Consider the following 26676-nt stretch of genomic DNA (forward strand, 5'->3'; position numbering starts at 1 on the left):
CAGCCGGCCGTGGTCGATCTCGCGTGGTGGGAGGTCGAGACGCCGTGGCCGGATCGGTTCCGCGAGTTCCACGGCGCGATGTGGGGCTGGACGTTCGATCCCGAGTTCGAGGACGCCGGGATCGGCCGCTACTGGATCGTGAAGGAGCACACGTCGGCGACGATCGGCGGGCTCTGGGAGTCGTCCGCCCTGCGTCCGCCGGCCGCAGGCGCGCGCATCTACCTCGTCGTCGAGGACCTGGAGGCGACGCTCGCCTACGCGGTCGGGCACGGCGCGAGCATCGAGCGCGAGCGCACCGGACTCGGCGGCGACGACAGGTGGTTCGCGACGTTCCGCGACCCGTCGGGCGTCTCGTGGGGCCTCTGGACGGAGCACGAGGCGGCGTCGTAGCGACACCTCGATCCGCTCCCCCAGGCCCGCTCCTCGAGGTGCGAGCGAAGCGAGCCTCGAACGGCGCCCCCGAATGACTCCCGCGTACGCTCGCCGCATGACCCGCACCGACCGCGCCAGCCTGCTCGTGCACGTCGACCGCGCGACGGCCTTCGCGGCGCTCACCGACCGCGTCGCGCTCGAGGCATGGCTGAGCCCCGAGGGCATGTCGGGCCGCTTCGAGCGCTTCGACATGCGCGCCGGCGGCTCCTACCGGCTCGTGCTGACGTACGACGACGCGTCGGATGCGCCTGGCAAGACGACGGCCGCCGAGGACGTGTCGGAGGTGCGCATCGCATCCCTCGATCCGGGCCGGTCGATCGTGCAGCTCGTCGACTTCGAGTCCGACGACCCGGCGTTCCAGGGCACGATGACGATGGAGTCGACGGTCGTCGACGACCCGCACGGCGCGGTCGTGACGATCGAGGCGCGCGACGTGCCACCGGGCGTCGGCGCCGCGGATCACGCGCTCGGCATCACGAGCTCGCTCGCGAACCTCGCGCGCTACCTCGAGGGCTGAGCGTCAGGCGACGACGACGCCCGCGCCAATCGCCATGACGAGCAGGAGGAAGCCGACGATCCCGGCGGCCGAGGCCACGATCGTGACGACCTTCGGGAAGGCCCGATCCCGCCGACGTGCCCGGAACCTCGCGACGAGCACCACGATCGCGAGCGCGACGGCGATGGCGCCGAGCACGCCGAGCGTCTGGAAGACGGGTGTGAGGTCGGCGGTGAGCGGATCGGAGGGTCCGGCGCCGTCGCCTGCGAGGAAGAGCATGGCGACAGGCTGCCCGCCGCCCTCGCCGCGGCGCGCTGCCTGGACAGCGCGCGGCGGCGGGCGCTATGCGACGGCGTCTCAGGCCGGCGGTGCGATGCGCACCGTCACCGCATCCCCCACGTCCTTGCCGAGCTGCTTCCGCACCTTCGCGCTGATCGACACCATGTGCCGGCCGGTGCCGGTGGGCACGGCGCCGACGTTCGCCAGCACGACGTCGTCGATCGTCGCGTCGACGCGCGTCGAGCGGCCGCTGCCGAACAGCTCGGCGGAGTCGGGGATGGCGACGCACGACCACACGTCGCCCTTCACGTCGACGCCGATCGTCGTCTCGAACTGCACCGCATCCCACGTCATGCGGTCACGGTAGCCCGGACCCCTCGACGCCGCGCCGCTCGTTGCGTTTTGCAGGCGATTCGGGTGGGCGGAGGGAAGATACCCCTCTGCCACCCCGAATCGCCTGCAGAACGCAACCGCCGCATCCGGGTCGGTGCGTATTGCAGGTGATTCCGGCTTTCGAGGGAACATTCCCCTCAGGAGGCGGAATCGCCTGCACAACGCAACCCGCGAGCAGCTACCCGGCGTCCTCCACGAGGTTCAGCTGCGTGCCGTCGAGGTCGACGAGGTAGCCGATGCGCAGGCCGCTCGCCTCGCGCCGCACGGGGTGGAGGCGCGGGCAGCCGACCGTCGCCTCGGGCACGCCGGCGGCGCGGATGTCGGCGACGAGCGCATCGACGTCGGCGACGCGCAGCACGCACATCGCGTCGCTCGTCGCGGGGTCGGCGTCGGGAGCATCGTAGAACTCGAGCTGCACGGTGCCGCGGCGCAGGATGAGCCAGCCGTCGTCGTGCACGGCCTCGAACCCGAGGCGCCCGTAGAACGCGATCGTCGCGTCGAACGACCGCGACGGCAGCACCGGGATGGCGCGGTCGGTCATCCGGGGTCGACCCCGAAGTCGCCGCCGTCCGCCGCCCGCTCGGCCTGGGGCACGTACTCGCGCGCATCCTCGTACGCGGCGGGCGTCGCCCCCTCGGCGGTGGGGCCGGGCGACGGCCGGTAGATCGTGCGCAGCATGCCGGTGGGCAGCGCCTCGGCCGAGACGAGCGCGAAGTGCTGGATGGCACCGTCGTCGAACAGCCGCTCGCCGGCGCGGGCGGCGACGGGGTGGATGAGCAGGCGCAGCTCGTCGAGCTGGCCCGCCTCCAGCAGCTGTCGCACGACCGAGATCGACCCGGCGACGAGCACCTTCGACAGCCCTTCGGCGCGCAGCGCTCGTGCTGCGGCCACGACGTCGTCGGTGCGCTCGACGGCACGCCAGCCGAGATCCTGGTCGCCGCGGGTGGCGACGACCTTGCGCAGGTCGCCGAGCTCCTTCGCGAAGCCCGCATCCTCGCCGCCCGCCGCTTCGCGATCGGGCCACGCGCCGGCGAACGAGTCATAGGTGACGCGGCCGAGGATGAGCGCGTCGACGCCCGCGTAGTCCTCGCCGACCGCGGCGCCGACGGCGGCGTCGAAGTAGGGGAAGTGCCAGTCGGGGTCGATCTCGGCGACGCCGTCGAGCGAGATGAACAGGGTCGAGACGATCGTCGTCACGCTGACCTCCGTGGTCGGATGCGCTCGACCCTACGCGCGGCGACCGACGGCATCCACCCCGACCGCGCCCTCCAATGCCCGCTCCTTGAGGTGCGAGCGGAGCGAGCCTCGAAAGGAGCCGCACCAAGGCCTCCTCGCAGGGAGCCCTTCGAGGCTCGCTGCGCTCGCACCTCAGGGAGCGTCTTCGCGTCAAAGCCGCCCCACAGCCCCGCCCCGTAGACTCCTCGCACCCATTCCCTGACCCACGAGAGAGAACCCCGTGAGCCATCGAAGCCCCGCCTCCGACTCGGAGTGCCACAGTCCCAGCCCCGACTCGGAGGGACATAGTCCCGACTCCGACTCGGAGGGTCACAGGCCGAGCCTGACCCGAACGCGACGCCCCCGAGGGGGTGAGGACCAGTGATGGAGGCAGTGCTCACGCTGCTGCTGGGCGTGCTGCTGACGTTGGCGATCATCGCCGCGTGCGGCTTCTTCGTGGCGCAGGAGTTCGCCTACATGTCGGTCGACCGCTCGCGGATCGCCGCGAAGGCATCCGCCGGCGATGCGCAGGCGAAGCGCGTGCAGGCGATCACGAAGCGCACGTCGTTCATGCTGTCGGGCGCGCAGCTCGGCATCACCGTCACGGGTCTGCTCATCGGCTACGTCGCGGAGCCGCTCATCGGCGAGTCCCTCGGCGTCCTCCTGGGCGGCGTCGGCATCCCCATGGGCGTCAGCGTGCTCATCGGCACGACCGGCGCCCTGGTGCTGGCGACGATCGTCACGATGATCTTCGGCGAGCTCTATCCGAAGAACTACGCGATCGCGAACCCCGAGCCGCTCGCTCGCGCCCTCGCGATCCCGACGCGCATCTACCTGCTGGCGTTCGGCTGGCTCATCACGGTCTTCGACCATGCGGCGAACGCGCTGCTGCGCCTCGTGCGCATCGAGCCGCTGGAGGACGTGGATGCGAGTGCCACCGCTCGCGACCTCGAGGCGATCGTCGAGGAGTCGCGCGTCAGCGGCCACCTGCCTGCCGACCTGTCGATGATGATCGACCGCATCCTCGACTTCCCGCAGCGCGACGTCGAGCACGCCATGGTGCCGCGGTCGCGCGTGGATGCGGTCGCCCCGGACGCGACGATCGGCGAGGTGCGGGCGCTCATGGCCGTCGGCCACACCCGCTACCCGGTCGTCGACGAGCACGACTCCCCCGTTGGCGTCGTCGCGCTGGTCGACGTGCTGCGCTCGACCGCGTCGCCCGACGCTCCGGTCACCGAGGTGATGCGGGATGCCGTGGTGCTGCCCGCGACGATGCTGCTGCCGCAGGCGCTCGACCGCATGCAGCGCACGCGCAACGAGCTCGTGTGCGTCGTCGACGAGCACGGCTCGTTCGACGGCATCCTCACGATCGAGGACCTCACCGAGGAGGTCGTGGGCGAGATCGTCGACGAGCACGACACCGACGAGATCGCCGTCGTCGCGAGCGGCGACCACGCGTGGGTGCTGCCGGGCGACGTGCACGTCGACGAGGTCGAGCGCCTCATCGGCCACGACCTGCCCGAGGGCGACGACGAGACCATCGCGGGCGTCGCCATCCGTCACCACGGCGACCTGCCGGTGATCGGCGACCTCGTGCGCGTCGACCTGCCCGAGGAGGCCGGCGAGATGGTCGAGGGCATCGAGATCGACCGATGGCTCGAGATCGAGGTCACCGAGGTCGAGCGGCACGTGCCGTCGCAGGTGGTGCTGCGGCTGCTGACGTTCGACCGGAACGCGGATGCTGGTTCGGCGGATGCGGATGCCGATGCGGTCGACGCCTCGGCCGCGAACGAGGAGGTGACCCGATGAGCTGGTGGCTCGTCGCGCTGATCACGACGGCGCTCATCGTCGCGAGCGCGTTCTTCGTCATCGTGGAGTTCGCGCTGCTCGCCGCGCGCCGCCACCGGCTCGAGGAGGAGGCGCCTCGCAGCGCATCCGCCCGTGCCGCGCTGCGCGGCGTCAACGAGCTCACGGTCATGCTGGCGTTCGCGCAGCTGGGCATCACGCTGTGCACCTTCCTGCTCGGCGCGATCACGAAGCCGGCGATCGACTACGCGCTGTCGCCGGTGTTCGAGGCGTGGGGGCTGCCGTTCTGGGCCGCCGACGTGCTCGCGTTCATGCTCGCGCTCATCGTCGTGACCTTCCTGCACCTCGTGATCGGCGAGATGGCGCCGAAGTCCTGGGCGATCGCGCACCCCGAGACGGCCGCGAAGGCGACCGGCATCCTCGCGCGGGCCATGACGTGGCCGCTGCGTCCGTTCCTGCTGTGGATCAACCACATCGCGAACCGGCTGGTGAAGGCGTCAGGCGTCGAGCCCGTCGAGAAGGCTGCGGCGGGCGGGCAGGACGTCGACACGATCCGCGAGCTCGTCGCCCACTCGAAGGCGGCCGGCGTGCTCGAGACGCAGTACTCGGAGCCGATCGCGAAGGCGATCTCGCTCACGACCCTGACGATCGCGGACGTGGTGCAGACGGATGCGGCGCCGACCGCGGTGCCCGCCTCGGCGTCGGCCGCCGACGTGCAGGCAGCCTCGGCCGCCTCGGGCCACCTGCGGGTGCTCGTCGGCTCGGGTGCGGGAGCGCGCGTCGTGCACGTGCGCGACACCCTCGCCGTGGCGGCGTCGACCCCGGTCGAGTCGCTGGCCCGGGATGCGTTCGCGGTCACGCCCGAGACGTCGGTGCACGACGCCCTCACGCGCATGCGCCGCGAGCGCGTGCAGCTGGCGACGGTCGTCTCGTCGTCGACGCTCGTCGGCGTCGTGACGCTCGACGACCTGCTGCGCGAGGTGCTCCCCGGCCCGGCCGACCCCGTCCTCCAGAGTTGAGGTTTTCGGCCCGAGGTGAGGTCACATCGGGCCGAAACCCTCGACTCTCCCCTGGCCCGCTCCCCAAGCCCGCTCCTTGAGGTGCGAGCGAAGCGAGCCTCGAAAGGTGCCCGCCCAGGGGCTCGAACTCCCTACGCGAACCGCCGCCGATTCGCCGAGCGCACCATCCTCTTCACCAGGAACAGGTCGACCACCCACCAGACGCCGAGCGCCGCGAGCCCCGCGACCGGCAGCATGCCGAAGCCCACGATGGTGACGGCGTTCGCGATCGCGGCCAGGAGCATGAGGATGCCGCTCGCCGTGCGCTCCACGTAGATGCGGTGGATGCCGAGCAGGCCGAGGAAGATGGCGAGCGCGAGCGCGACCGCGACCCCGACGCGCTTCCCGGTGGCCGCGACGGCTTGCGGCTGCGTCGGCGGGAAGTAGAACGCGGGCGCCGTCGGTCGCGCATAGGGCGATGGTGACTTGACGGCGGGCGGTCGCGTGAAGGATGCCGACGGCATGATCGGGCTCGACGGCGCGGACGAGACGCCTCGCGGTCGCGTCACGACGTCGCGCCCCTGGTCGCGTGCGTCATGCCACTTGGCACCGTCCCACCAGCGCTCGACCCCATAGGGGTCCTTGCGCCATCCGGCACGACTGTCGGTCGTCATGCTGGGATGCTACGAGCAAGTTCCTGAGCGGAAACCTTTCGCCCGGCGCGTCGTTGCGAGATCGTGACGCAATGTCGGGCAAGGCGTCGAGGTCCACTCGCTGAAGGGCGAGCGCAGCACACTTCGAGTGGTGTCTCGCCGAGGACGCACGTCGGCCGCTACGCGACCGCCGGCACCCCGACCAGCTCGAGGTACTCGCGGATCACCGCATCCACCGAGTCCGGCGCCGTGATGCCGAGCGCGAGCGCTCGCTCGGGCTCGAACGCGCCGGGCCACGAGGCGACGATCGCGACGATCGCCGGGTCGATCTGCTCGTCGACGAGGTCGGACAGCGGCTGCCCCGACACCCGATCCATCGCCTCGAGCATGAGCGCGGGCGTCGTCGAGAGCCCGGGCAGGATCACCGCGGTCGGGCTGCCCCACGCCTCGGCCGACGCCGACGCGGCGCGCACGAGCGCATCCACCGTCTTGACGGGCGACGAGAGGCAGATCGGGGTGTCCGCGGGCACGGGCAGCGGCGCGCGCACGCCGGCGACGGGCTCGCGCACGATGCCCGACACGAACGACGACGCGGCGGCGTTCGGAGCGCCGGGGCGCACGGCGACGGTCTGCAGGCGCACGGTGCGGGCGTGCACGAGGCCGCGGCGTCCGTAGTCGCCGACGAGCAGCTCGGCGATGTACTTCTGCGCGCCGTAGCTCGACTGCGGGCGCGGCAGGGTGTCGTCGCGGATGACGGCGGGCTGGCCGAGGAACGGGTCCTCGCCGAAGACGGCGAGCGAGCTCGTGAAGACGAACGTCGCGGGCGCGGCGCCCGCCTCGGTCGCGGCGCGGAGGTGGTCGAGCAGCGCACGCGTGTCGTCGACGTTGGTCTGCATGCCGAGGTCGAGGTCGGCCTCCGCCGCTCCCGAGACGACGCCGGCGAGGTGGAACACGAGGTCGAGCGGCCCGAGGTTCGCGACCTGGTCGCCGATGGGCCCGACGAGAGCGTCGACCCGCTCGTCGGCGAGCAGCTCGGCCCGCGGCTCGGCGATGTCGAGCAGCGTGAGCCGCTCGACCTGGCCGACCGGTGCCTCGTGCTCAAGGATGCGGTGAGCGAGCTGCGTGCCGACGAACCCGGCCCCGCCGGTGATGAGGATGCGCATGGGTCCATCCTCTCGGACCGCGCCCGAGCGCCGGCCGCGCGAACCCGCGCGAAGTGTCTCTGAGAGCACGAGCACGTGCGATGCGCGCATGCCATCGCTCTCAGAGACATTCCGCGCACGCGGGGCCCGACCGCCGATCCGTCAACGCGACACGGTCGGCTCGTCGGATGCTCGGTCGCGTGCCGCGAGCCACGAGGCCCGACTCGACGCGTCCGGCATCCACCCGCGACGCCCAGCCTGCGACGCGATGCCGCGTCTATGGTGCGAGCGTGAGCGCTGTCGCACCTGCACCCCATCCCGCCGTCGATGCTCCCGTCGAGCGCGCGCGCACCTCGCCGCTGGTGGCGCTCGGAATCGGCGCCGCCGCCGCGGTCGTCGCCCTGCTGCCGTGGATGCTCACGGGCATGCGACTGCCGCTGCAGAACCTGTGGGCCACGGCGACGCTGCCCGACGACATGCCGTTCTCGCTGTGGCCGTTCAACCAGTACCTGCTCGAGCTCGTCTTCGCGATCGCCGGGTTCGCCGGCGCCGTCGCAGCGGTCGTCGGCAGGATCCTGCGGTGGGGCGCGCGGGGCGCGTGGCTCGCAACGGCCGGGATGGCTGGCGTGCTGGTCGTGGCGCTCGCGCAGTCGGCGATCGTGACCGCGGGCGGACTCGACGGGTCGCGAGCCGCGACGCTGTACCTCGTCGCGTTCTCCGGCGCCTCGCTGCTGCTCATCGCGTGCGGGGCGACGCTCGCGGTCATCGGCGTCACTGGGCGCCGCATCGCAGTCGTCGCCGGCACGTTCGGCGCGATCGCCGTGGGCTCGTGGCTCGGGTCGGTCGTGCATCCGTGGGGCGTCGTCGTGCTCTCGCCGGTGCAGCAGGTGCTGCTGCTCGCCGTCACGTGGGTGCCGGCGGTGCTCGTGGGCGCGCTGCTCGCGTGGTGCGGACTGCGCGCGCGGGATGCGGCCGCATGGGTGGTGAGCCTCGTGGTGCTGGCCGTGCTGCCGGCGGCGATCGTCGCGGTCGGCACGGCCATCGGCTACCGCGTGTACTGGACGATGCCGGGCGAGCTGGTCGCGATCGCAGGCGAGACGTTCGTGCGTGGGCTCACGACGGATGCGGCCCTGCTGGCCGTGCCGAGCGTGGCCATCGCGCTCGTGATCGGCCTGCTCGGCGTGGGCGCGCGTGCGTGGGCTCGGCGGCGGAGCGCATCCGCTCCGTCTGCGCAGCAGTAGGGGTCAGCGTCCTCGCGCCGCCGGCATCCGCAGCGTGAGCCCGTGGTGCTTGACGCTGAGCGCCACGCCCACGACCTCGCCGACGGTGTCGCCGTCGAGCTGCAGCAGCTGCGGCTCGTCGAAGCGCGCCTCGAAGCGCTCGGCCTGCGCGTACCGCAGCGCCCGCAGGTCGGGGGTCCTGCGCAGCACCCAGCGGCCGGCGCGCGACGCCTGGAACATGCCGTTCGTGGTGAAGCGCGAGGCGATCTGCGTCCATCCCCATGCACCCTTGGGCTTGAAGACGACGACATCGAGCAGCCCGTCGTCGACGACGGCGTCGGGCAGCAGCAGGAGACCCGCGGTGAGCGTGCCGACGTTGCCGACGATGATCGTGTGCGCCCGGAGCGGCCGAGAGCGACCGCGATCGATGCGGTACCGCAGGTCGAACTTCGCGTTGCCGATGATGGAGCGGGCGATGGGATCCACGTAGGCGCCCCAGCCGAAGCGGCGCTTGAGCTCGGGAGTCGCGTCGGCCGCCATGCGCGCGTCGAGGCCGATGCCGGCCATGACGAGGTACGCCTTGCGGGTCACCGTGCCGTCGGGCGCGCGCATCGCGGCGAAGGCGATGTCGACCGCGCGGTCGGTGCCGGTGAACGCCGCCGCCACGGCTCGGGGGATGCCGGTGCGGGGCAGCCGCAGGTTGCGGGCGAGGAGGTTGGCGGTGCCGATGGGCAGCAGCGCGAGCGGGATGCCCGACTCGTGCATCGCCTCCGCCACGGCACGCACGGTGCCGTCGCCGCCCGCGACGAGGATGACGTCGGGGCGCTCTTTGGCAGCGTCTCGCGCGGCCTGCGCGCCCGAGTCGTCGGCCGCGGTCTCGAACCAGAGGGAGGGGGCCCAGCCGTGGTGGGCCTCCGCTTGCTCGACTGCGTGCCGCAGCTTCTCGACGGGGACCTTGACCGGGTTGTGGACGATGGCGGCGACGGGACGCTGCGGGGTCGTCTCATTGAGGTCGCCGGTCACGCCTTCGACGCTAGAGCGTGCATCTCTGCGTGGATGCCGATTCGCGCGTGAGCGGGCCATGTGCTGTGTACGGATGCGTGGGCCCTCGCGGACGGGGCACGCGCGAGGGAGCCGAGCGGACCGCCTCAGCATCGTCGGCTTGAGCCCCGTAGATCGGATCCCCTCGTGCGGAATCACCGCCCGCTGTCAAGGAGCGCCAGCGAGGGCGTCGGCGGATGTCGGTGGCAACGGCAAGAGTTGAGACGAGACGTTGCACCCAAGGAGCAGCAATGGAGATCACGGCCCACATTCCTTCCCTGACACATCTGCGCGAGCATGCGAACGCCCGCGCTCGTGGCCGAAGGGGCCACGTCCAAAGGGATCGCGCACAGGTTCTCGCTCCCAAGGAAGGGCGCATCTTCAGCTTCGTCTACGAGAAGTTCATCAGCGCCACCATCGCCTACGTCGAGGCAGGGTGTCGCGGAGGCGCATTCGCGCGCGCAATCGACGAGGCAAGCGACAGGATGCGCCCGAGCTACACCGCATGCGCGAAGGGCATGACTCAGATCTTCGCGATCATGCGCCCAGTTGCAGCGCGACGCCGGCAGCGGAACGTGGTCATCTCGTCCGGCGGTGTCGAACTCGTGAGCCTCCGTCTGCATCTCGTGATCACCGACGAGCATCACCGCGACTACGCCGCGTACGTCCACTTCCCGGGGGCCCCTCTCAGCGACGTCGAGTTCAACCTCGTCGAGACGTCGGTGGCGCTTGCATGCGCCGCGCACGAGCCAAAGGCGGCTCCTCTGCTCCTACTCCCCCGAACCGGCGCGATCCATACGATCGACGTCGCCGAGGCAACCCGCCCCGAACGGGTCGCGACGCTCAAGGACGCGTCGCTCGCGTACCGGGCCGAATGGCTCAATCCTTCAGAGTGAACCCGCCGGCTGCGCCGCGTCGCGTCATCCCGGGAGGACAGAGCCCGTAAGGAACTCCTCCAGCTCCCCCACCGCATCCAGCGGCAGCACGTGCGCCACGTACATGTCGGGGCGCACGAGCACGAGCGCACCGTCGCGCGACACTGAGCGCGCATCGAAGATGTCGGCATCCATGTCGGTGCCGACCGCCATCTTCGGCGCCGCCGGCTGGCAGTCGCGCGGGGCGATCGCGGCGTAGACCTTCTCGTAGTCGACGAGTCCGAGCGAGCCGGTGCGCGGCAGGAAGATCGGCGGCACGGCGCCGAGGTCCACGTCCTGCCACGCATCCTGCAGCACGACCTTCACGTCGAAGACCGCATCCTCATCGGAGTCCGCGGGAGTGAAGCGCGAGAGCACCACCGGCGCCGCCTCCGCGAACCGCGCGAGCGCCTCCCCCGACGCATCCGCGAACGCATACAGCCGCCATCGACCATCCGCCCGGTGGTGGTGCCCGAGCTGCACGAAGTTCGCATCCGCCACGCGCGCGACCGGGTACGACTTGAAGCGCTTGCCGATCGGGAAGCCGGCCGCGAGCGCCTGATGCGTCGCAGACCCGGTGATCATCGACGGCTCGTACTGCGTGCGGAAGCCGTAGAGGAACTCGGCCTGGTCGACGTAGAAGCGCGTCATCTCGTCGGGGTCGGTGAGCTCGGCGGTCTTCTTGGCCATGAGGCTCGACCACTGCTTGTCGTAGTCGATGAGGTTCTGCGCCACCACCTGCCGCTCGGCGGAGTAGGTGGCGAGCAGCGCGTCGGGGCTCTGGCCGGTGAGCACGGCGCCGAGCTTCCAGCCGAGGTTGAAGCCGTCCTGCATGGACACGTTCATGCCCTGGCCGGCCTTCGCGGAGTGGGTGTGGCACGCGTCGCCCGCGATGAACACGCGAGGCTCCCGCTCGCCGCCCGCCGCATCCACGCCGTCGTCGAACCGGTCGCACAGCCGGTGCCCGACCTCGTAGACCGAGTACCAGGCGACGTCCTTCACCTCGAGCGTGTACGGCGAGAGGATGGCGTTCGCGCGAGCGATCGTGTCGTGGATGTCGGTCGTGCGCACCTTGCCGGCGTCGTCGGTGGCGACCTCGCCGAGGTCCACGTAGAAGCGCGCCAGGTGGCCGCCCTCGCGCGGGATGAGCAGGATGCTGCCCGCCGCCGACTGGATGGCGCACTTCATGCGCACGTCGGGGAAGTCGGAGACGGTGAGCACGTCCATGACGCCCCACGCGTGGAACGCCTGGTCGCCCAGCAGCTGGCGCCCCATCGAGCGGCGCACGGCGCTGCGCGCGCCGTCGCAGCCGACGACGTACTTGGCGCGGATCTGCTGGGTGGGGGCTTCGCTTGCCTGCGTTGCGGGGGCTGCAGTCGCCTCGTTCACCGCGAGCCGCGCCGCCTCGGCCCCGAGCCCGGTGGCGGCGGCGAGCGCCGCATCCTCCTGCTCGCGCGTCGCACCGGAGTCGCGGATGGTGACGAGCACGGGATGCGTCGGGTGGTCATCCCGCTGCTGACTCACGAACTCGATGCCGAAGTCGGGCTCGATGCGCGCCGGCCCGTGCAGGGCTGCCTCGGCGAAGTAGTCGAGCACGCGCGCCTGGTTGACGATGAGGTGCTCGAACTCGCTGATGCCGTTGGGGTCGTCGTCGGTGCGCTTGGTGCGGTGGATCTGCGCGGGGTCGTCGTCGCGCGGCCCCCAGAAGCTCGTGGAGGTGATGCGGTACGCCTCCTGCGTGATGCGCTCCGCGAAGCCGAACGCCTGGAACGTCTCGACGCTGCGCGCCTGGATGCCGTCGGCCTGCCCCACCTTCAGCCGCCCCGCGCGCCGCTCGATGATGCGCGTCGTGACCGACGGGTACTGCGAGAGCTGCGCCGCGAGCAGCATGCCGGCGGGCCCGGAGCCGACGATGAGGACGTCGACCTCGTCGGGGAGGTCCTCGGGTCGATTGACGCCCGTGCCCTGGGCGGGCTGGATGCGGGGGTCGCCGGAGACATACCCGTCGTGATGGAACTGCATCGGTCCTCCGTCGACTGCGTTGTCGGTGGGCTTGGCGCGCCGTTCTCTATATGAGCACTGCGTTCTGCTTCTGAGTCGAGAGTAGCGAGCGGGATGCGCAGCGGCAAGAGCAAGCAGCTACGGCGCGAGCGCGTGCGACGCAGCTCGCCGAGAGAGCGCTCTCGTGCCAAACGCCGACGGCCTGAACCCGTCGGCGATTGCGTGATCGATCTGGTCGCGATACGCGTCGCGGAAGGCCGAGTGGATGCCGTACGCGGCGAGGCGACGCAGTTGTCGGTTCACTGCCCCGGATCGCCGCACGACCCCGGCGAACTCGAACGCTCGGAACCACGCAGCCAGATCGCTCGGGTCGCTCGCATCGCCGCAAGGAGGATTCGGCACGATCGCCGGCAGTCGGTGCGACAGGCAGAGATCGTGATCGAGCGCGGGCGTGAGCATCACCTCGCACCACTCGCCGAGCCGCGCCTGCACGCATCCCACGTCGCCGTTCACGATGTCGACCATCTGACCGTCGCGCACCACCATGCGTCGGTGCGCAACACGCGGCTTCGTTCGTCCGCTCACGGCAGAGCCCTTCGAGAGGCGACCGGAAGCCGCCGACTTGCCGCACGCGGGATGCACGCGACCGGCTCTTCCCCTGGGGCACCCCGCTCGGCGAGGAGGGTTGCCGCGCAGCCGGCCAGGTACCGAAGGCTGCGACTCGTGAGCCTGCCGTAACACTAGGACGCGCCACCGACAGCACGACCCGGCGTGTCTGCCACGGTCACAGGGAAGCGCCGCGACGCCCCATTACGCTGCAAGCGACCCCGTGTGCCGTGGGTCATCCCTCAGGAGGTCGCGTGGATTCCTACCAGTACATTCCCGTCGGCGATGTCGGCTTTCGGTGCACCGTCGTCTCGACGCACGAGGGATCGAGTCGCCACATCGAGCTGACCGTCGACGACGTGAACGTCGTTGCCGAGCCAGCACTCGTCGGCGACGCCGAGTTCATCGCGAGCGATGCGCTCCGCGAAAACCTCTTGAACTTCGGCGTCAACGAGTTCGGAGCACGTCACGCCGACGACGACGAGCAGCGCAAGGCGTTCTCGAAGGCGGCCGAGCGTAACGCGAAGGTCGCGCTGCAGCTGGCCGAGTTCATGCACTTCGGCTCGTACCAGACCCGGCGAGGCTGGTGCTCGTGCTGCTTCGTCGAGACGACTCATAACGAGGTCGACGGGCAGTTCTCGCCCGCGGTCTTTCTCTGCTCGGGATGCGGTGCGGCGACGACGCCGTGCTTCGCTGCCGGCTGTCGCTACATGGCCCGTCGTCATCACTTCTCGGTCGGCCTCGCGGCGTTTTGCGGCGAGCACCGCCACGAGATCCGCAGCTTCGAGCGGGCGAACGAGCGCTACGCCGGCCTTGATGCGATCGACGACCTGAGAACCTTCGACGCTCCGAACCTCGCTCGCCTGACGACGACCGTGATTGTCGCAGGGGCGGGGGTCGCTGTCGTCGCACCAATGGTGTTCTTCGCTGCACCTGCGATCGGTGGCGCGCTCGGAGCGAGCGGACTCATCGGGCCAGCACTCAGCGGAGCCGCTGCCTCGAGCCACGGCCTCGCATTCCTCGGCGGAGGCGCGATCGCGGCAGGTGGCCTTGGCATGGCTGGCGGCACTGCGGTGGTCACGGCCTCGGGGGCCGCGCTCGGTGGCGCGCTTGGCGCGGTGACCGCCACGGCGTATCTCGAGGACGACTCGTCCTTCGCCATCACGAAGCTCAAGGACGGGGTCGGCTCGCCGGTGCTCGTCGCGTCGGGCTTCATGACCGAGAAGCAGGGCGAGTGGCACGACTGGCAGCGGATCGTGCTGCAGCGCTATCCCGAGAACCCTGTCTACCGCGTGCACTGGGGCGCGAAGGAGCTCGCAGCCTTCGGCCTCATGGCGGGCGTCGCCGGCGCGAAGGCCGCAGCTGGCGGCGTCGTGCGCGCATTCGCGATGCAGGCATGGAAGAAGGGCGCAAACATCATCCCGCCGCTCGGCGCCGCGCTGATCGCTGCCGACGTCGCAAAGAACCCCTGGACCGTCGCGAAGAATCGCGCGGCCCAGACCGCGGCCGTCCTCGCCGACCTTCTCGCACGCGTCGACGACACCTCGTTCGTCCTCGTCGGGCACAGCCTCGGCGCTCGCGTGATGCTCGCCACGGCCGAGCTGCTCGCGACGAAGTCCGGCGGCCCCCGTATCGAGGACGTGCACCTTCTCGGCGCTGCAGTCGGCGTCGGCGGTGACTGGAAGCTGCTCAACGAGTCGGTCTCGGGCTCGGTGTACAACTACCACTCGTCGAAGGACCAGGTGCTGGCGAAGGTCTATCCGACCGCTGAGCTCGGCAAGAAGGCGATCGGCAAGGTCGGCTTCGGCACGTCGTTCCCGAAGATCGTCGACGTCGACGTCAGCGACGACGTCGCGACGCACTTCATGTACCACGACTTCGTCGACCTGCAGCGGCCTGCGTAGCGCTCGATCAGCGCAGCACCAGGCGCGCCTTCGGCACGGAGCGTCTCGGCGCACCCACCCTGTGCGGGGCCTAAGGCCGGAGATGGAGTGGCCGTGACGGCGCTCCTGACGAAGTGTCAGGTTTCTGTCGGAGCTTCGGACTACTGTGCAAGCAACGCGATGTTCCGTCGCTCAAGCGCAGAGGCCAAAGGCATGAGCACCGACAGTTTCACCTTCGAAACTCATCAGCTTTCGGCCGCAGTCTGTGCCGCAGCGCTCCCGGGCTTCGATCCGACGTCCGGGCGACAGTCGCGTGTCGAGAAGCGCGCGCGGAACTCCGCCAGGCCTCGGCGCGTCGACCCACAGGCGCCGGGTCGACGCTGAGAGTCAGCATTGCCAAACAAGACAGGAGTTAGCACGGTGTGGCCCGATCCCGACCCAAACCTCGTCGCGCACGTCGAGCGTCTCTACGCGAATGCGATGAACGCGTATCGCGCGAATCCGGTGCTCGTCGAGCAAGACAGCAACCATGAGGAGAACATCCGGGTCGGCGGCTACTCAGAGCGCACGCTCATGGAGCTAGTGCAGAACGCGGCGGACGCGCTGAAAGGCGCCAACTCACGCGGACGGGTCGAGATCGTGCTGACCGATGACGCTCTGTACTGCGCCAACGAGGGTCGCGAGTTCTCAGCGCGCGGTGTCGAGGCCGTGTCGCACGCATTCCTCAGCGTGAAGCAGGGCGATGAGATCGGGCGCTTCGGCCTAGGGTTCAAATCGGTGCTCGCTGTCACGGATGCGCCCCAGGTACTGAGCAAGTCGGTCGCTTTCGAGTTCAACACGGAGCGGTCGACGAACGAAATGCAGTCGATCATCGGATCGCAGCGATCGACTCCGAAGCTGCGCACGCCCGTGCCGATCGACGCTAACTCTGTCTTCGCGGCGGACCCGGTGGCTTCAGAACTGGCGACCTGGGCAACGACCATCATCAAGATGCCGGGAGTGAAGATCCCCGGTCAGCTGATCAAGGAGCTCCGCGAGTTCGGCTCCGAGTTCCTTCTCTTCGTTGGCGCCGTCAAGGAGATCCGGCTTCGCTCGACCCGAACAGATGAGCCCATCGACGTCAGTCACGTATCGCGCGATCTCGGTGGCGATCGCATTCGCATCGAGAGCCCGGATGGGACGGGTGAGGACTGGTACGTGCTGCACAAGTTGCACCGCCCGTCTTCGAGGGCGAAGGAGGACGTGGGCCAAGCCGTCTCCCGCAGCGAGATCCAGATCAGTGTGGCGGCGCCCGTGAACCGCAGCCAAGCCGTTCGCGGACGATTCTGGTCATACTTCCCGCTCCAGGATGAGACGACGGCATCGGCGCTCTTTAACGCGCCGTGGTCGGTGAACGACGATCGCACGACGCTGCTGCCGAAGGAGTACAACCGGGAGATCCTGCGATCCCTGGCGGATCTCTTCGTCGATCTGCTGCCACGGCTCAGCGGCGACCACGACCCCGCCCTGCACTTCGACTACATGCCAGCGCGTGGTCGGGAGGCTCTGGGATTCGGTGACGAACTGCTGAGTGATGCCATCCCACGCGCGGCAGCAAAGCGTCCTAGCATTCCAACTGCGGATGGGCGGCTCGAACTCGGCAGCGCCTTCGCACCGCTCGCCTTCGATGCCCTCGCACTTCCGGTCGACCTCGGGTCGATCATCGAGGTTCGCAACTTTGCCCTCGGTCCGGCATCGAAGGATCCCCACCACACCGCCTATCAAACGCCGCAGAGGCGCACGCGTTTGCAGGACCTGTTCATTTACGAGCTTGACGAGGCCTTCGCGATGAAGCGCGCCGACCGCGACAAGCTTCTCACGAGTGTTCCGGTGACCCAGTTCCCGAGTTGGCTCACGGCGTGGGCCTCAGTCTCCGACCACGAGGCTGCAAACGCGCTTCGTGCCGCAGACGAGTTCCGCAGCAAGGGCGCTCCTAGCGCCGCTGATGCCCGCGTCATCCCACTTGCCGACGGCCGGCGGGCGACCCTAAAGGATTCGGGTTCCGTTCACCTTCCCTCTGGCGCCCATGGAGTGACTTCAGAGTTCGTCGCGCAAGATTTCCTCAAGCACGATGGCGTCCTGCGAATCCTTCAGTCCGCAGGCTTTCGCGAGCTCACGCCAGCCGTTCGACTCGAGCAGCTCGTCGCCAATGCTGGTGAAGACGGCGACAGCTGGAGCCAGATCTGGGACCTTGCCCTGGATCTGCGACCCGGCGAAGCAGTTCACGCGATCAATTCGGCTCAGAGCCGCGTGCTCGTACCCACACTCGATGGCGGCTGGGCTCCTGCGGAGACCACCTGGGATGTCCCCGACCTCGCGAACGTGCGGCCCGATCGCACGCTGGACCGCACACGTTGCGTTCCGCAGATCGCCGCCCGCCTCGGCGTTGCTGATCGCGTCCAAGACGAGTACCCCGTCGCATCCGAGTCCCAGTGGGACGCGTACGTCAGCCACGTTCTACAGATGGTGAATCTTGGCCTAGGCCCAGGCGAGCGCTCCGTCACCAGCCTCGAGATCAACGACGGGTTCGGGCCTGGCCCGTTCTCGGTCCTCGCAGACCTCGCGCCCGACTCGGACGCGTCGATCCTCTGGACAAGGAACCTTCTTGCCGCTCGCGGCAGCGAAACCTGGGACGCCGAAGATGCGGCGTCCAACCGCGTGTTCGAGGTCGAAGCGCCGCACCTCTGGGCGGTGCGCGTGTGGGGACGTCTCGACACGAAGGTCGGCGCCGTCCCAGTCGATGCAGCAGTGTCGCCGTTGTTGACGAACTTCGATGACGCCCTGCCCGTCGGACGGGTCGACCTGCAGCGTTCGAAGTCGCTTGGCCTTCCGGAGACCCTCGCGGAGGTCGACACCAGGAGGTGGCGCGACTTCCTCGACCGCAAAATGCTTCCGACCGTGTCGGACGACAATCTGGCCGAATTGACGTGCCATGCCGTTCGCGCGCTCGGCCCCGATGCTCCGCGTCAGCTCCACGCGCGCGTTGGTCTCGCGATCGAGAAGGTGACAGCGTCCACGATCATCGTCGCCCGCGATGCGGAGCAGACGGAATTCCTCCGCCGACGCCAGAAGCCGTACATCGCCGTCGCGGACGACGACGCAGCGTCGACGCTCGTGGAGGTGGCAGGTCTCAAGCCATTCGAGCAGTCGTTTAACTTCTCGTGGATCTTTGAGGGCGAGTCCGAGGCGCAGCCTGCCCTCGACCTCTTCTCAGGTCTGCGAGAGCACATGTTCGCGCCGTCGCTCTCCGACGTCGAGATCGCGAGGGCAGACGCGATCACGAAGCGCGTTGCGAGCCAGGGCGGCGGCTTCGAGGATCAGCCGCTCAGCAGCGCACTGCAGGGCCGTCGCCTGTACGTGCTCTCGAGCGCGACTCCACTGGAGGCAATGGCGGCGCTTCGCGACGAGTTCAGCCTGCCGCTGGAGGACTCCCAGCTCGACGGACTCCGCCAGGCTCAGGTACGCCAGCAAGCCGAGATGCTAAGGGCAGAGGCACGTGCCGCCGGGTCCGACGCGGAGCGACTCGAGATCCTCTTCGGCGAAGACGACCTGCGGGAGAAGCTTGGTGACCTCTGGGACGCGGTCGTGAGCATGGGCGGCGACCGCGAGCCGAGTCTGGGCCAGTTGCTCCTCGACGCTCACGGGCAGCGCACGCTGTCCGAGATCCGGGACCTGTTCGAGCAGGAAGGCTTCAGCGACTTCCCCCAAAGGATGGCTGGGAACGCGGCTGCCGTGACGTGGGTGGAGTCCTTCGGATTCTCACCCTCCCTGGCTGGCTCCAGGCCTATTCCCTCCGCACCCCCGGTGGTGGTGGTGCCCGGGCGTCCTGACCTGCCTCCCCTCCACGACTACCAACAGGAGGCGTTGCGCGGGATCCAGTCAGTCATCCTCGGCGCGGGTGTGAACGAGCCAGCGCAGAAGGCAATGGTCCAGCTGCCAACCGGTGCAGGCAAGACTCGAACAGCGGCGGAGAGCGTGCTGCGGATGTTCGACGATGGCCGGCTAGTTGGTCCGGTGCTGTGGATCGCGCAGACCAAGGAACTGTGCGAGCAAGCAGTGCAGACGTGGAGCGAGGTCTGGCGGTGGATCGCCTCCTCCGAGCCCCTCACGATTGGGCGCCTCTGGGGCGATCGAACGGTCGAGGCGCCCGACACCAAGCTGAGTGTGATCGTGGCGACGGATGCGAAGCTTGCCCAGGCCTTCGACGGCGACGAGTACGAGTGGCTGAAGCAGGCGACGGCAGTCTTCGTCGACGAGGCTCACGTCGCTGGCGCCTCAGCCGAGTACCGACGACTCTTTTCTGAGCTCGGCATCGACGGCCGCAGCTTCGAACGCCCACTTCTCGGGTTGAGCGCGACTCCGTTCAAGGGGTACTCGCCGACGGCGAACGAGAGTCTCGCTGTGCGGTTCGGTGGCCGCAAGATCGACCCTCTGGGCGTCGACGCCCATGCGTCCTTGGTCCATCGCGGCGTCCTGGCTCGCGTGACCCACGAGGTGCTCGGGGGTGTCGACATCGTGCTCGACAATCGGGAGCGCCAGCGGGCGGAGGACCTCGGACGAATCGACGGCGACGTGCTGCAACGCCTCGGTCAGGACAAGCAGAGGATGAAGATTCTCGTCGAGCACGTTCTCAGCCTGGATGAGACGTGGCCGATCCTGATCTTCACCCCTTCCGTGCTCTCGGCGCAGACAACGGCGGCCATCCTGAAGAACCAGGGGGTGAGCGCCGCAGCGCTCAGCGGACAGACGCCGGACTCCGAACGCCGGGAGCAGATCGAACGATTCAAGGCTGGCGACCTTCGCGTTCTCGTGAACTGCGACCTGCTCACCCAAGGGTTCGATGCGCCGAGCATCCGCGCCCTCTACGTTGCGCGACCCACTCTGAGCCCGAACAGGTACATCCAGATGGTCGGTCGAGGTCTCCGCGGCCCGAGGAACGGCGGCAAGGAAGAGTGCCTCATCGTGGACCTGAAGGACAACTTCGGCGACCTCAACCGCGACCTCGCATTCCACGACTTCGACTATCTCTGGGAGGGGTAGTGCTGGTCTTTGGCTCTGGGGAGGCAGCACCACGCGCTCAGGATCTCACCGGGAGTGAGCGCCTGCTGGCCGACCTTCTGCGAAAGATGGACCGGCCCAACGGCCTGGCCATCTACTCGACCTCGCTGCGCAAGGCGAGGGGCAAGCGCGAGGCAGAGGCGGACTTCATCGTCTTGTGGGATGGCGCCGTGCTGGTCCTGGAGGTCAAGGGCGGAACGGTTGGTCGCGATGCGAGCGGAGACTGGTGGCTGGATTCGCCGCCGCGGCCTCGACGCGCCATCCAGCCGCCGATGGATCAAGCCCGCGTCGAGATGTACGCGTTGCGCGATCTCATTCGTGACCTCGATGGCATCGACCTTCGCGATGCGATGACCTATGCCGTCGTCACGCCCTACACCCAGGCGCCGCCGGAGGACGTCGGATGGCATCCCGTCCAGTGGATTGGGTCCGACACTTTGCGGTCCACGAGCCTGGCCGAAGCGCTCGACGCGCTCGCTGGCAGCGTCCGGCAGCGATACCCGACGGATGCCCCCGAGCTGCAATGGCTCCGGGAGCGCCTCACGAGAGAGTTCATCGGCGTGGCTAACCACCGCGTTGCGTACGACGCCGTTCGCGACGAGCAGGATCGCATGACCGGCGACCAGGCCCGTTTCTTCCTTGCTATGCGAGGGGTGCGTCGTTCCATGCTCCTTGGAGGCGCCGGGACGGGCAAGTCGCTGATGCTCGTGATGGCGGCACGGCAGCACTCCCTCGCTGGCCGAAACGTGCTCGTGACGTGCAAGTCACGGTCATTGCTACCGATGTTCGAGAGTCAGCTCGCTGGGACACCCGTCGTCGTGGCAGCCACTGGCGACCTGGCGTCGCTGGATGCGGAGTTCGATGTCGTGCTGGTCGATGAGGCTCAGGACCTCATGAACGAGATCGACATAGGGCTCATCTTCTCGAAGGTCCGCGGCGGATATGAGGACGGCGAATGGACTCTCGCCCTGGATCCCAACAACCAAGCGCATGTCCAGGGCGCATTCTCGGGAGAGACCTACGAGCAGATCGCGGACGGACACCCGAGCTTCCCGCTCACGCTCAATGTCCGGAACACGAGCGAGATGGTCGTGGCGGTGCAGGCGAATCTCCACGCTGACATCGGCGCGCCGACCATCGCCCATGGGCGAGCCATCCGGTGGGAAGACATCGACGAGCACGACGATCTCGAAGTCCGCGTGCAGCGGATCGTCGCGTCGATCGCCACAGCAGTCGACGTCGACTCGGCCGACGAGGTCGTCGTGATCTCCGCCGCAGGACCGAGCGAGAGCGAGCCCGCGGACACCGGTCGTCGACAGATTGCTGGCGTGCCCTACCTGGCCGCACATGAGGCCAAGGGCCTCGAGTTCGACCACGTCGTGGTGGTCGACGTCCCACGTCGCCCCACGACAGCGGATCTCGCGGCGACGTACGTCGCGATGACAAGAGCACGCATCTCGTTGACGGTGGTGCTCTCGGCGGCTTCGAGGGCGTGGATGCGCGAGAACGCAATGGAGATGCTCACCAAGGACCGGATGGAGCAAGCGAGATGACGAACCTCACGCAAGAGCAGCAGGCCGCACTCGACCACCTGAGATCGGCATACGTCGGGCCGGAGCAGGGCGATCGAGAGTTCCTTCGTGCTCGGCCCGACCTCCACTACGTGATCGGACACCTCTTCCCCAAGGAGACCCCGGTCGCGGACGCGCTTGAGCAATCGGACGTGGAAGCCGATGCCGATGCGAGCGCGGACGACGACGTGGCGAATCTCCGGCCCCAAGAGTGGAAGCCGAGCTCACTAGCGGTGTCCTTCGTCACCGATGCACCGCAACTCAAGGTGGATGTGGAGGTCGCGACCTACGATCGCGAGGAGGTCGACGCCATCAACGGGTGGCGGCGGCGCCCATGGAACGGCGCACCGGTGCGCGTCAGTGAAGCGCAGCCATCGGCGAGGCTCGACGTCGACGGGCGAACGGCGCGCATCGACTCCGTCTGGCGGGCGCATCCCCTCGGTCGCCTCGTGACCGTGTCCATTCGGAATGAGGAGCCCGAGCCTCCGGAGCCAGCAGACCTCGCCGCCTCGATGCTCTTCCAGGTGGCTCTTCGGGTACGACCCGAGGGTGGCGCGATCCTCGAGTACGTGAAAATGGCTGTGCGACTGCAGAATGACGAGGCTGAGGAACTGGCCCTGCGCTTCCGGTCGAAGCGACTCTTCGCGGTCGGACACGGCGTCGCGGTCGAGTGGGACCCGAGCGACGATGCTGATCGATGCTTCGAGGTCCGAACGTCTTCCCTTCCGTGGGACATCGTCCCGGCGATCCAGACGACCTCGTTCGATGCGGAGGATCCTCGCGCCGAGACCATGCGTCTCCAATTCCTCATGTCCGTCGAGTCGAGCACGGAGACCGTCCTCGCCACTCTTGGCTCGTTCGTCGACGCCTACGACGAGTGGTTGAAGGCGATCGGCCTGCGCATCTCCGCGCTGAGCGGTCCCCTGCAGCCTCCCGCACGACGAATCGAGCACCGCGCTGCGGCCACGTCCGCGCGGATGCGGGCTGGCATCGATGCGCTCCGCGATCCTCAGGTCGCCTTGGCCTTCTCCTTGGCCATGGAGGCGATGCGGCTGCAGATGATGCAATCCGCGACGGCCCAGGGCGTCATCGACCCGCGCGAACCATCATGGCGGCCCTTCCAGCTCGGCTTCATCCTGAGTGCCCTCGCCTCGACGATCGAGCCGTCGCACCCGGATCGAGACCTCGTTGATCTCATCTGGTTCCCGACCGGAGGCGGCAAGACGGAGGCGTATCTGGGTCTCGCAGCCATCGAGGTCGTGCTGCGGAGGCTCAGACACGGCGACGCCGGTGGTGGCACCGCTGTCATCACCCGCTACACCATGCGGCTCCTCACGGCGCAGCAGTTCCAGCGCACCGCGCTCCTCGTGTGCGCGCTGGAGCAGCTGCGAACTTCTCCGACCGGTCGCCTACGCGGCCTGGCTCCCTTCTCCATCGGACTGTGGGTGGGGAACGAGACGACGCCGGGCAGCCGCAAGGATGCGATCGCACGCCTCAAGGATCTCTACAAGGTGGACGACCCTCGAGAGGCCAACCCCTTCCAGGTCGAGGCATGCCCCTGGTGTGCTACACCCTTGCTTCCTGAGAAGCGAACGAGCGACACCGCGGCCTACGGCCCCGTCCAACATGGCGCTCGCGTCATCCTGCGCTGTCCGAGTGCCAACTGCGTCTTCCGCGATGGGCTCCCCATGGAGGTCGTCGACGAGGACATCTTCGAGCACCCGCCGACGATCGTGCTCGCCACCGTGGACAAGTTCGCGCGCTTCCAGTTCCAAGCCCGTGCATCACGGATCCTCGGCATCGACACCGGCTTCCTCCAGCCTTCGCTGGTGATCCAGGACGAGCTGCATCTTCTCTCAGGGCCCCTGGGAACGACGGTCGGCGTCTTCGAGTCAGCGATCCTCGCGCTGCTGGAGCAGAAGGGCTCCCGACCGAAGATCGTTGCGTCCACAGCGACGATCCGATCTGCAGAGGAACAGGTCGGCGGGCTCTACGCGAGGCGAGTGGCCCTCTATCCACCCGCGGGCATCGACGAGGATGACAACTTCTTCTCCGAGCAGGACTCGTCGGGCGAGGGCCGGCTGTACGTCGGGCTGATGCCGGTGTCGCTGCCGCAAGCGACGTCCCTCATCTCAACGATCACGCCCATGTTCGAGCTGCCGTTCGTGGTGACGGGCGACGATGCAGTGCCGTTCGACTCGTTCTGGACGCTGGTCGCGTACCACAACAGCCTTCGTGAGCTTGGACGAACCAGCAATCACATCGTCGACGACGTCGGCGCACGGTTGGCGTCGCGCGCCACCGAGCTCGGACTCCCGACGCGTGAGATTCGCGCCGACGGTCTCATCGAGCTCACGAGTCGGAAGAAGCCTGGGGAGCTGACACGAGACCTCCGCCGCCTCGGCACGGCTGGAAGCGTGACGAGCGACGCGGTGGACGCCGTCGTGTCCTCCAACATGCTCTCGGTCGGCATCGACGTTGCTCGCCTCGGCTTGATGCTCATGGTCGGACAGCCGAAGACGACATCGGAGTACATCCAGGCCACCAGCCGGGTGGGGCGTGGGCAGGCCCGCGGTGTCGTCGTGACGCTGTTCCGATCCAACCGTCCTCGAGACCGTTCGCACTTCGAGACCTTCCACTCGTATCACGAGGCGCTCTATCGCGCAGTCGAGCCGACGAGCGTCACTCCCTGGGCTGTGAACTCGCGTCATCGGTCGCTCGCTGGCGCGTACACGATGCTGCTCCGTCACTGGTCCAGCGAGCTTCGGGGCGACGCGAGCGCGCTTGCGTTCGATCTTGGAAAGCCGCATCTCGCGGCGCTTGCGGAAGGTCTCGCCGAGAGGCTTCTCGCCATGGTCGAGTTCGCGGACGCTGACGAGGTCGAGGCCGCTCGCCTCCAACTCGTCGACGTGGCGAAGGAATGGAGCGACCGCGCAAGCGAGCGGCGCAGCGCCTCCGAGCCTCTTCGGTATGAGCGCACCAAGACCGACGAAGGTCTCTACAAGCGCTTCGGTCAGGACGGCCGAGGCCTCACGGTCATGGACTCGATGCGGTCCGTCGACGCGTCAGTGCCGATCGAGGTACGTGAGCCTGGAGGAACGTTCAATGAAGCGGATTGAGCATGAGCTGAGGCTCAGCGAGACGGTCCGGCCGTACGGCGTCGGGAGCATCGTCGACGTCTCAGGTGCGTCGCTCGTCGCCCCAGACACGTCGTGGTGGAAGCCATCGAACGCGCCGCTGCTTCGATGCGAGCGGTTGGAGGCGGAGCTCTCGGATGGCGAGCTGAGGATGGCACCGTATGTGGCTGACCGCCCGGGAGCGCGAACCTATCGACTGGAGTACCGACGGTTTCCTGAGTGGCGCTTCTGCGATCGTTGCGCCCGACTCTCGCGGCAGACCGGCAGCGACAAGGGCTCGTTCACGAATCGCTGTCAGGAGTGCCGAGGGGGGCTCGTGCCAGTCCGCTTCGTGGCGATGTGCGAGGGCGGCAGCCACGTTCAGGACATTCAATGGTTCGCGTGGGTCCACCGAGGTCGCACAGCTTCCGCGGAGCACCGCCAGTGCCGACCGGACAACACGCTTCGACTGCGTCGTGTCCCGGGAGCCGGGGAGAGTCTGGCGGGCCTCGTGGCGTCGTGCGACCGATGCAGCCGGAGCCGTTCGCTGAGCGAGGTCATCGGGTCCGAAGCGCTCACCATCGACGGCTTCTCTTGCTTCGGCAAGCAGCCTTGGCAGTCGACGAAGACCGACTGCCCGCGTCCGCTCCGCGCCGTCCTGCGGACTTCGACATCGGGCTACCTGGCCGACACGCTCACCGCGTTGGATATTCCTGAGGAGCAGGAGCAGTCGGCGAAGAGCGCGGAGGCGATCCGACAGCATGCCTTCTTCGCGAAGCTGCAGGCAGATCCCCACGGGCCATTCGGCGATGCCTTGGTCGAGATGATCGCGCAGGAGACGGGCCTCGAAGCGGACATCGTGCGCGCAGTAGCCGAGTCGGGAACATCGTCCTCTCCCGATGCCGTGCGACGCCTGAAGGCGGGCGAGTGGTCGGCCTTCGTCAGCAGGCTTGAAGTGCAGCAGGACGAGCACGATCCCGAGTTCATCGTGCGTAGGACGGCCAGGTCCAGCGAGGTCGAGGCAGCAGGATCGGTCGCGCTTGCGCAGCGAATCCGCACGTTTGGGGCGGTCGATCGAGTCCGCGTGGTCTCAGCGCTGCGGGGCTTCCGCCGAGTTTCCGAAGACGCCGAATACGTCTCGGCGGACCTCCGGCAGGTGCAGTCCGCCAAGAAGATCTATCCGTCGATGGAGCAGTTCGGCGAGGGCATCATCATGACCTTCGACGAGGGAGCGCTCGCGGACTGGGAGTCTCATCCCCTCGTGCAGCGGCGGGTGCGTGATCTGGCCCAGGCAGCGAACGTCGCGATGGACAGCGCACGGCTGCCGGATGTCACGCCGCGTTGGGTTGCGTTGCATACCCTCTCCCACCTGCTCCTTCGGCGCCTTGCGTTCGCAAGCGGCTACACGAGCGCGTCCCTGTCCGAACGCATCTACGCACACGGCAGCGAGAGCGACCCGGAGGCGGGAATCTTCATCTACACGGCGTCAGGCGATGCGCAAGGGACGCTGGGCGGCCTGGCTCGCCTTGCGCGCCCGAGGAACTTCATCGGCGTACTGCTCGAGGCTCTTGAGGACGCCGAGGTCTGCTCCAACGACCCGGTCTGCTTGGAGAGCGGTCAGGCCGCGGTGCGCGCGAACCTGGCCGCGTGTCACGGGTGTGCACTGGTCGCCGAGACGTCGTGCGAAGTCAACAACCGCTTCCTCGACCGCGCGTTGCTCCTCGGCGGTGCAGGCATCGCCGACTTCGAGGCGATGCCGGGCCTGCTGGAGCGCGTCGTGTCGGAGTCGCGGACGATGTTCGCCTAGCGCCGG

The 26676-nt window shown here is 68.6% G+C and carries 20 protein-coding genes and 1 riboswitch; of the genes, 11 read left to right on the plus strand and 9 right to left on the minus strand.

Annotated elements, in window-relative coordinates; translation table 11 throughout:
• Positions 1-9: 9 nt before the first annotated feature.
• Together BLQ67_RS06230 and BLQ67_RS06235 are read left to right on the plus strand one after the other, a co-directional pair.
• Positions 10-390 (plus strand): VOC family protein, encoded by a 381-nt coding sequence (locus tag BLQ67_RS06230; RefSeq protein ID WP_092503429.1) that lies wholly within the window; start codon positions 10-12, stop codon positions 388-390.
• A 97-nt stretch (positions 391-487) separates the two neighbouring features.
• Positions 488-949 (plus strand): SRPBCC domain-containing protein, encoded by a 462-nt coding sequence (locus BLQ67_RS06235; RefSeq protein ID WP_092503431.1) that lies wholly within the window; start codon positions 488-490, stop codon positions 947-949.
• A 3-nt stretch (positions 950-952) separates the two neighbouring features.
• Here BLQ67_RS06235 and BLQ67_RS06240 read toward each other — a convergent pair whose 3' ends face one another.
• From BLQ67_RS06240 to BLQ67_RS06255, 4 genes are all read right to left on the minus strand, one after another.
• Positions 953-1207: a hypothetical protein gene (locus tag BLQ67_RS06240; protein WP_092503433.1), complete on the minus strand. Its 255-nt coding sequence runs from the start codon at positions 1205-1207 to the stop codon at positions 953-955.
• Positions 1208-1285: 78 nt separating this feature from the next.
• On the minus strand, positions 1286-1561 hold the full coding sequence (locus tag BLQ67_RS06245) for a DUF1905 domain-containing protein (protein WP_092503435.1): 276 nt from the start codon (positions 1559-1561) through the stop codon (positions 1286-1288).
• 217 nt (positions 1562-1778) lie between these two features.
• Positions 1779-2141, minus strand: coding sequence for a VOC family protein (locus BLQ67_RS06250; protein ID WP_092503437.1), 363 nt, complete (start codon positions 2139-2141; stop codon positions 1779-1781).
• The gene (locus BLQ67_RS06255) at positions 2138-2797 is read right to left on the minus strand and encodes a dihydrofolate reductase family protein (RefSeq protein WP_092503439.1); all 660 of its coding nucleotides are present in this window, start codon (positions 2795-2797) and stop codon (positions 2138-2140) included. The genes BLQ67_RS06250 and BLQ67_RS06255 overlap by 4 nt, the downstream gene beginning before the upstream one ends.
• Positions 2798-3199: 402 nt before the next feature.
• Here BLQ67_RS06255 and BLQ67_RS06260 point away from each other — a divergent pair, with 402 nt between their 5' ends.
• On the plus strand, positions 3200-4624 hold the full coding sequence (locus tag BLQ67_RS06260) for a hemolysin family protein (RefSeq protein ID WP_407922486.1): 1425 nt from the start codon (positions 3200-3202) through the stop codon (positions 4622-4624).
• Positions 4621-5640, plus strand: coding sequence for a CNNM domain-containing protein (locus BLQ67_RS06265; RefSeq protein WP_092503442.1), 1020 nt, complete (start codon positions 4621-4623; stop codon positions 5638-5640). Before BLQ67_RS06260 ends, BLQ67_RS06265 begins: the two co-directional genes overlap by 4 nt.
• Before the next feature lie 131 nt (positions 5641-5771).
• Here the strand turns inward: BLQ67_RS06265 and BLQ67_RS06270 are convergent, their stop codons facing one another.
• Both BLQ67_RS06270 and denD read right to left on the minus strand, forming a co-directional pair.
• Complete coding sequence (locus BLQ67_RS06270; protein WP_092503444.1) at positions 5772-6293, minus strand: NINE protein; 522 nt, start codon at positions 6291-6293, stop codon at positions 5772-5774.
• Positions 6294-6451: 158 nt separating this feature from the next.
• Positions 6452-7435, minus strand: coding sequence for a D-erythronate dehydrogenase (denD, locus tag BLQ67_RS06275; RefSeq protein ID WP_092503446.1), 984 nt, complete (start codon positions 7433-7435; stop codon positions 6452-6454).
• Positions 7436-7704: 269 nt separating this feature from the next.
• On the opposite strand from denD, the gene BLQ67_RS06280 reads away from it, so the two are divergent.
• Positions 7705-8655: a hypothetical protein gene (locus BLQ67_RS06280; RefSeq protein ID WP_157674690.1), complete on the plus strand. Its 951-nt coding sequence runs from the start codon at positions 7705-7707 to the stop codon at positions 8653-8655.
• 3 nt (positions 8656-8658) lie between these two features.
• On the opposite strand, the gene BLQ67_RS06285 is transcribed toward BLQ67_RS06280, so the two are convergent.
• Positions 8659-9657, minus strand: a complete 999-nt coding sequence (locus BLQ67_RS06285) for a diacylglycerol/lipid kinase family protein (RefSeq protein ID WP_231945186.1) — start codon at positions 9655-9657, stop codon at positions 8659-8661.
• A gap of 269 nt (positions 9658-9926) precedes the next feature.
• Here BLQ67_RS06285 and BLQ67_RS06290 point away from each other — a divergent pair, with 269 nt between their 5' ends.
• Positions 9927-10571: a hypothetical protein gene (locus BLQ67_RS06290; RefSeq protein ID WP_092503452.1), complete on the plus strand. Its 645-nt coding sequence runs from the start codon at positions 9927-9929 to the stop codon at positions 10569-10571.
• Between the two features lie 24 nt (positions 10572-10595).
• Here the strand turns inward: BLQ67_RS06290 and BLQ67_RS06295 are convergent, their stop codons facing one another.
• Complete coding sequence (locus tag BLQ67_RS06295) at positions 10596-12611, minus strand: FAD-dependent monooxygenase (RefSeq protein ID WP_092503454.1); 2016 nt, start codon at positions 12609-12611, stop codon at positions 10596-10598.
• Between the two features lie 117 nt (positions 12612-12728).
• Entirely contained in the window at positions 12729-13136 is a 408-nt protein-coding gene (locus tag BLQ67_RS06300; protein ID WP_092503456.1) for a hypothetical protein, read from the minus strand.
• 67 nt (positions 13137-13203) lie between these two features.
• Positions 13204-13319: riboswitch (SAM riboswitch) on the minus strand.
• Between the two features lie 131 nt (positions 13320-13450).
• Here BLQ67_RS06300 and BLQ67_RS06305 point away from each other — a divergent pair.
• The 5 genes from BLQ67_RS06305 to drmB all read left to right on the plus strand — a co-directional run bounded on the left by BLQ67_RS06305 (position 13451) and on the right by drmB (position 26670).
• Entirely contained in the window at positions 13451-15100 is a 1650-nt protein-coding gene (locus tag BLQ67_RS06305; RefSeq protein ID WP_157674691.1) for a DUF726 domain-containing protein, read from the plus strand.
• A 399-nt stretch (positions 15101-15499) separates the two neighbouring features.
• Positions 15500-20158 (plus strand): DEAD/DEAH box helicase, encoded by a 4659-nt coding sequence (locus tag BLQ67_RS06310; protein WP_092503457.1) that lies wholly within the window; start codon positions 15500-15502, stop codon positions 20156-20158.
• Positions 20158-21729 carry a nuclease-related domain-containing DEAD/DEAH box helicase gene (locus BLQ67_RS06315; protein WP_092503459.1) on the plus strand — a complete coding sequence of 524 codons (1572 nt, stop codon included), beginning with the start codon at positions 20158-20160 and terminating at the stop codon, positions 21727-21729. Before BLQ67_RS06310 ends, BLQ67_RS06315 begins: the two co-directional genes overlap by 1 nt.
• Positions 21726-24866: a helicase-related protein gene (locus BLQ67_RS06320; protein WP_092503461.1), complete on the plus strand. Its 3141-nt coding sequence runs from the start codon at positions 21726-21728 to the stop codon at positions 24864-24866. The genes BLQ67_RS06315 and BLQ67_RS06320 overlap by 4 nt, the downstream gene beginning before the upstream one ends.
• A complete protein-coding gene (drmB, locus tag BLQ67_RS06325; RefSeq protein ID WP_092503463.1) occupies positions 24853-26670 on the plus strand; it encodes a DUF1998 domain-containing protein in 1818 nt (605 codons plus the stop codon). Before BLQ67_RS06320 ends, drmB begins: the two co-directional genes overlap by 14 nt.
• Positions 26671-26676 lie beyond the last annotated feature (6 nt).

The organism is Agrococcus jejuensis, from assembly GCF_900099705.1.
Lineage (GTDB): Bacteria > Actinomycetota > Actinomycetes > Actinomycetales > Microbacteriaceae > Agrococcus > Agrococcus jejuensis.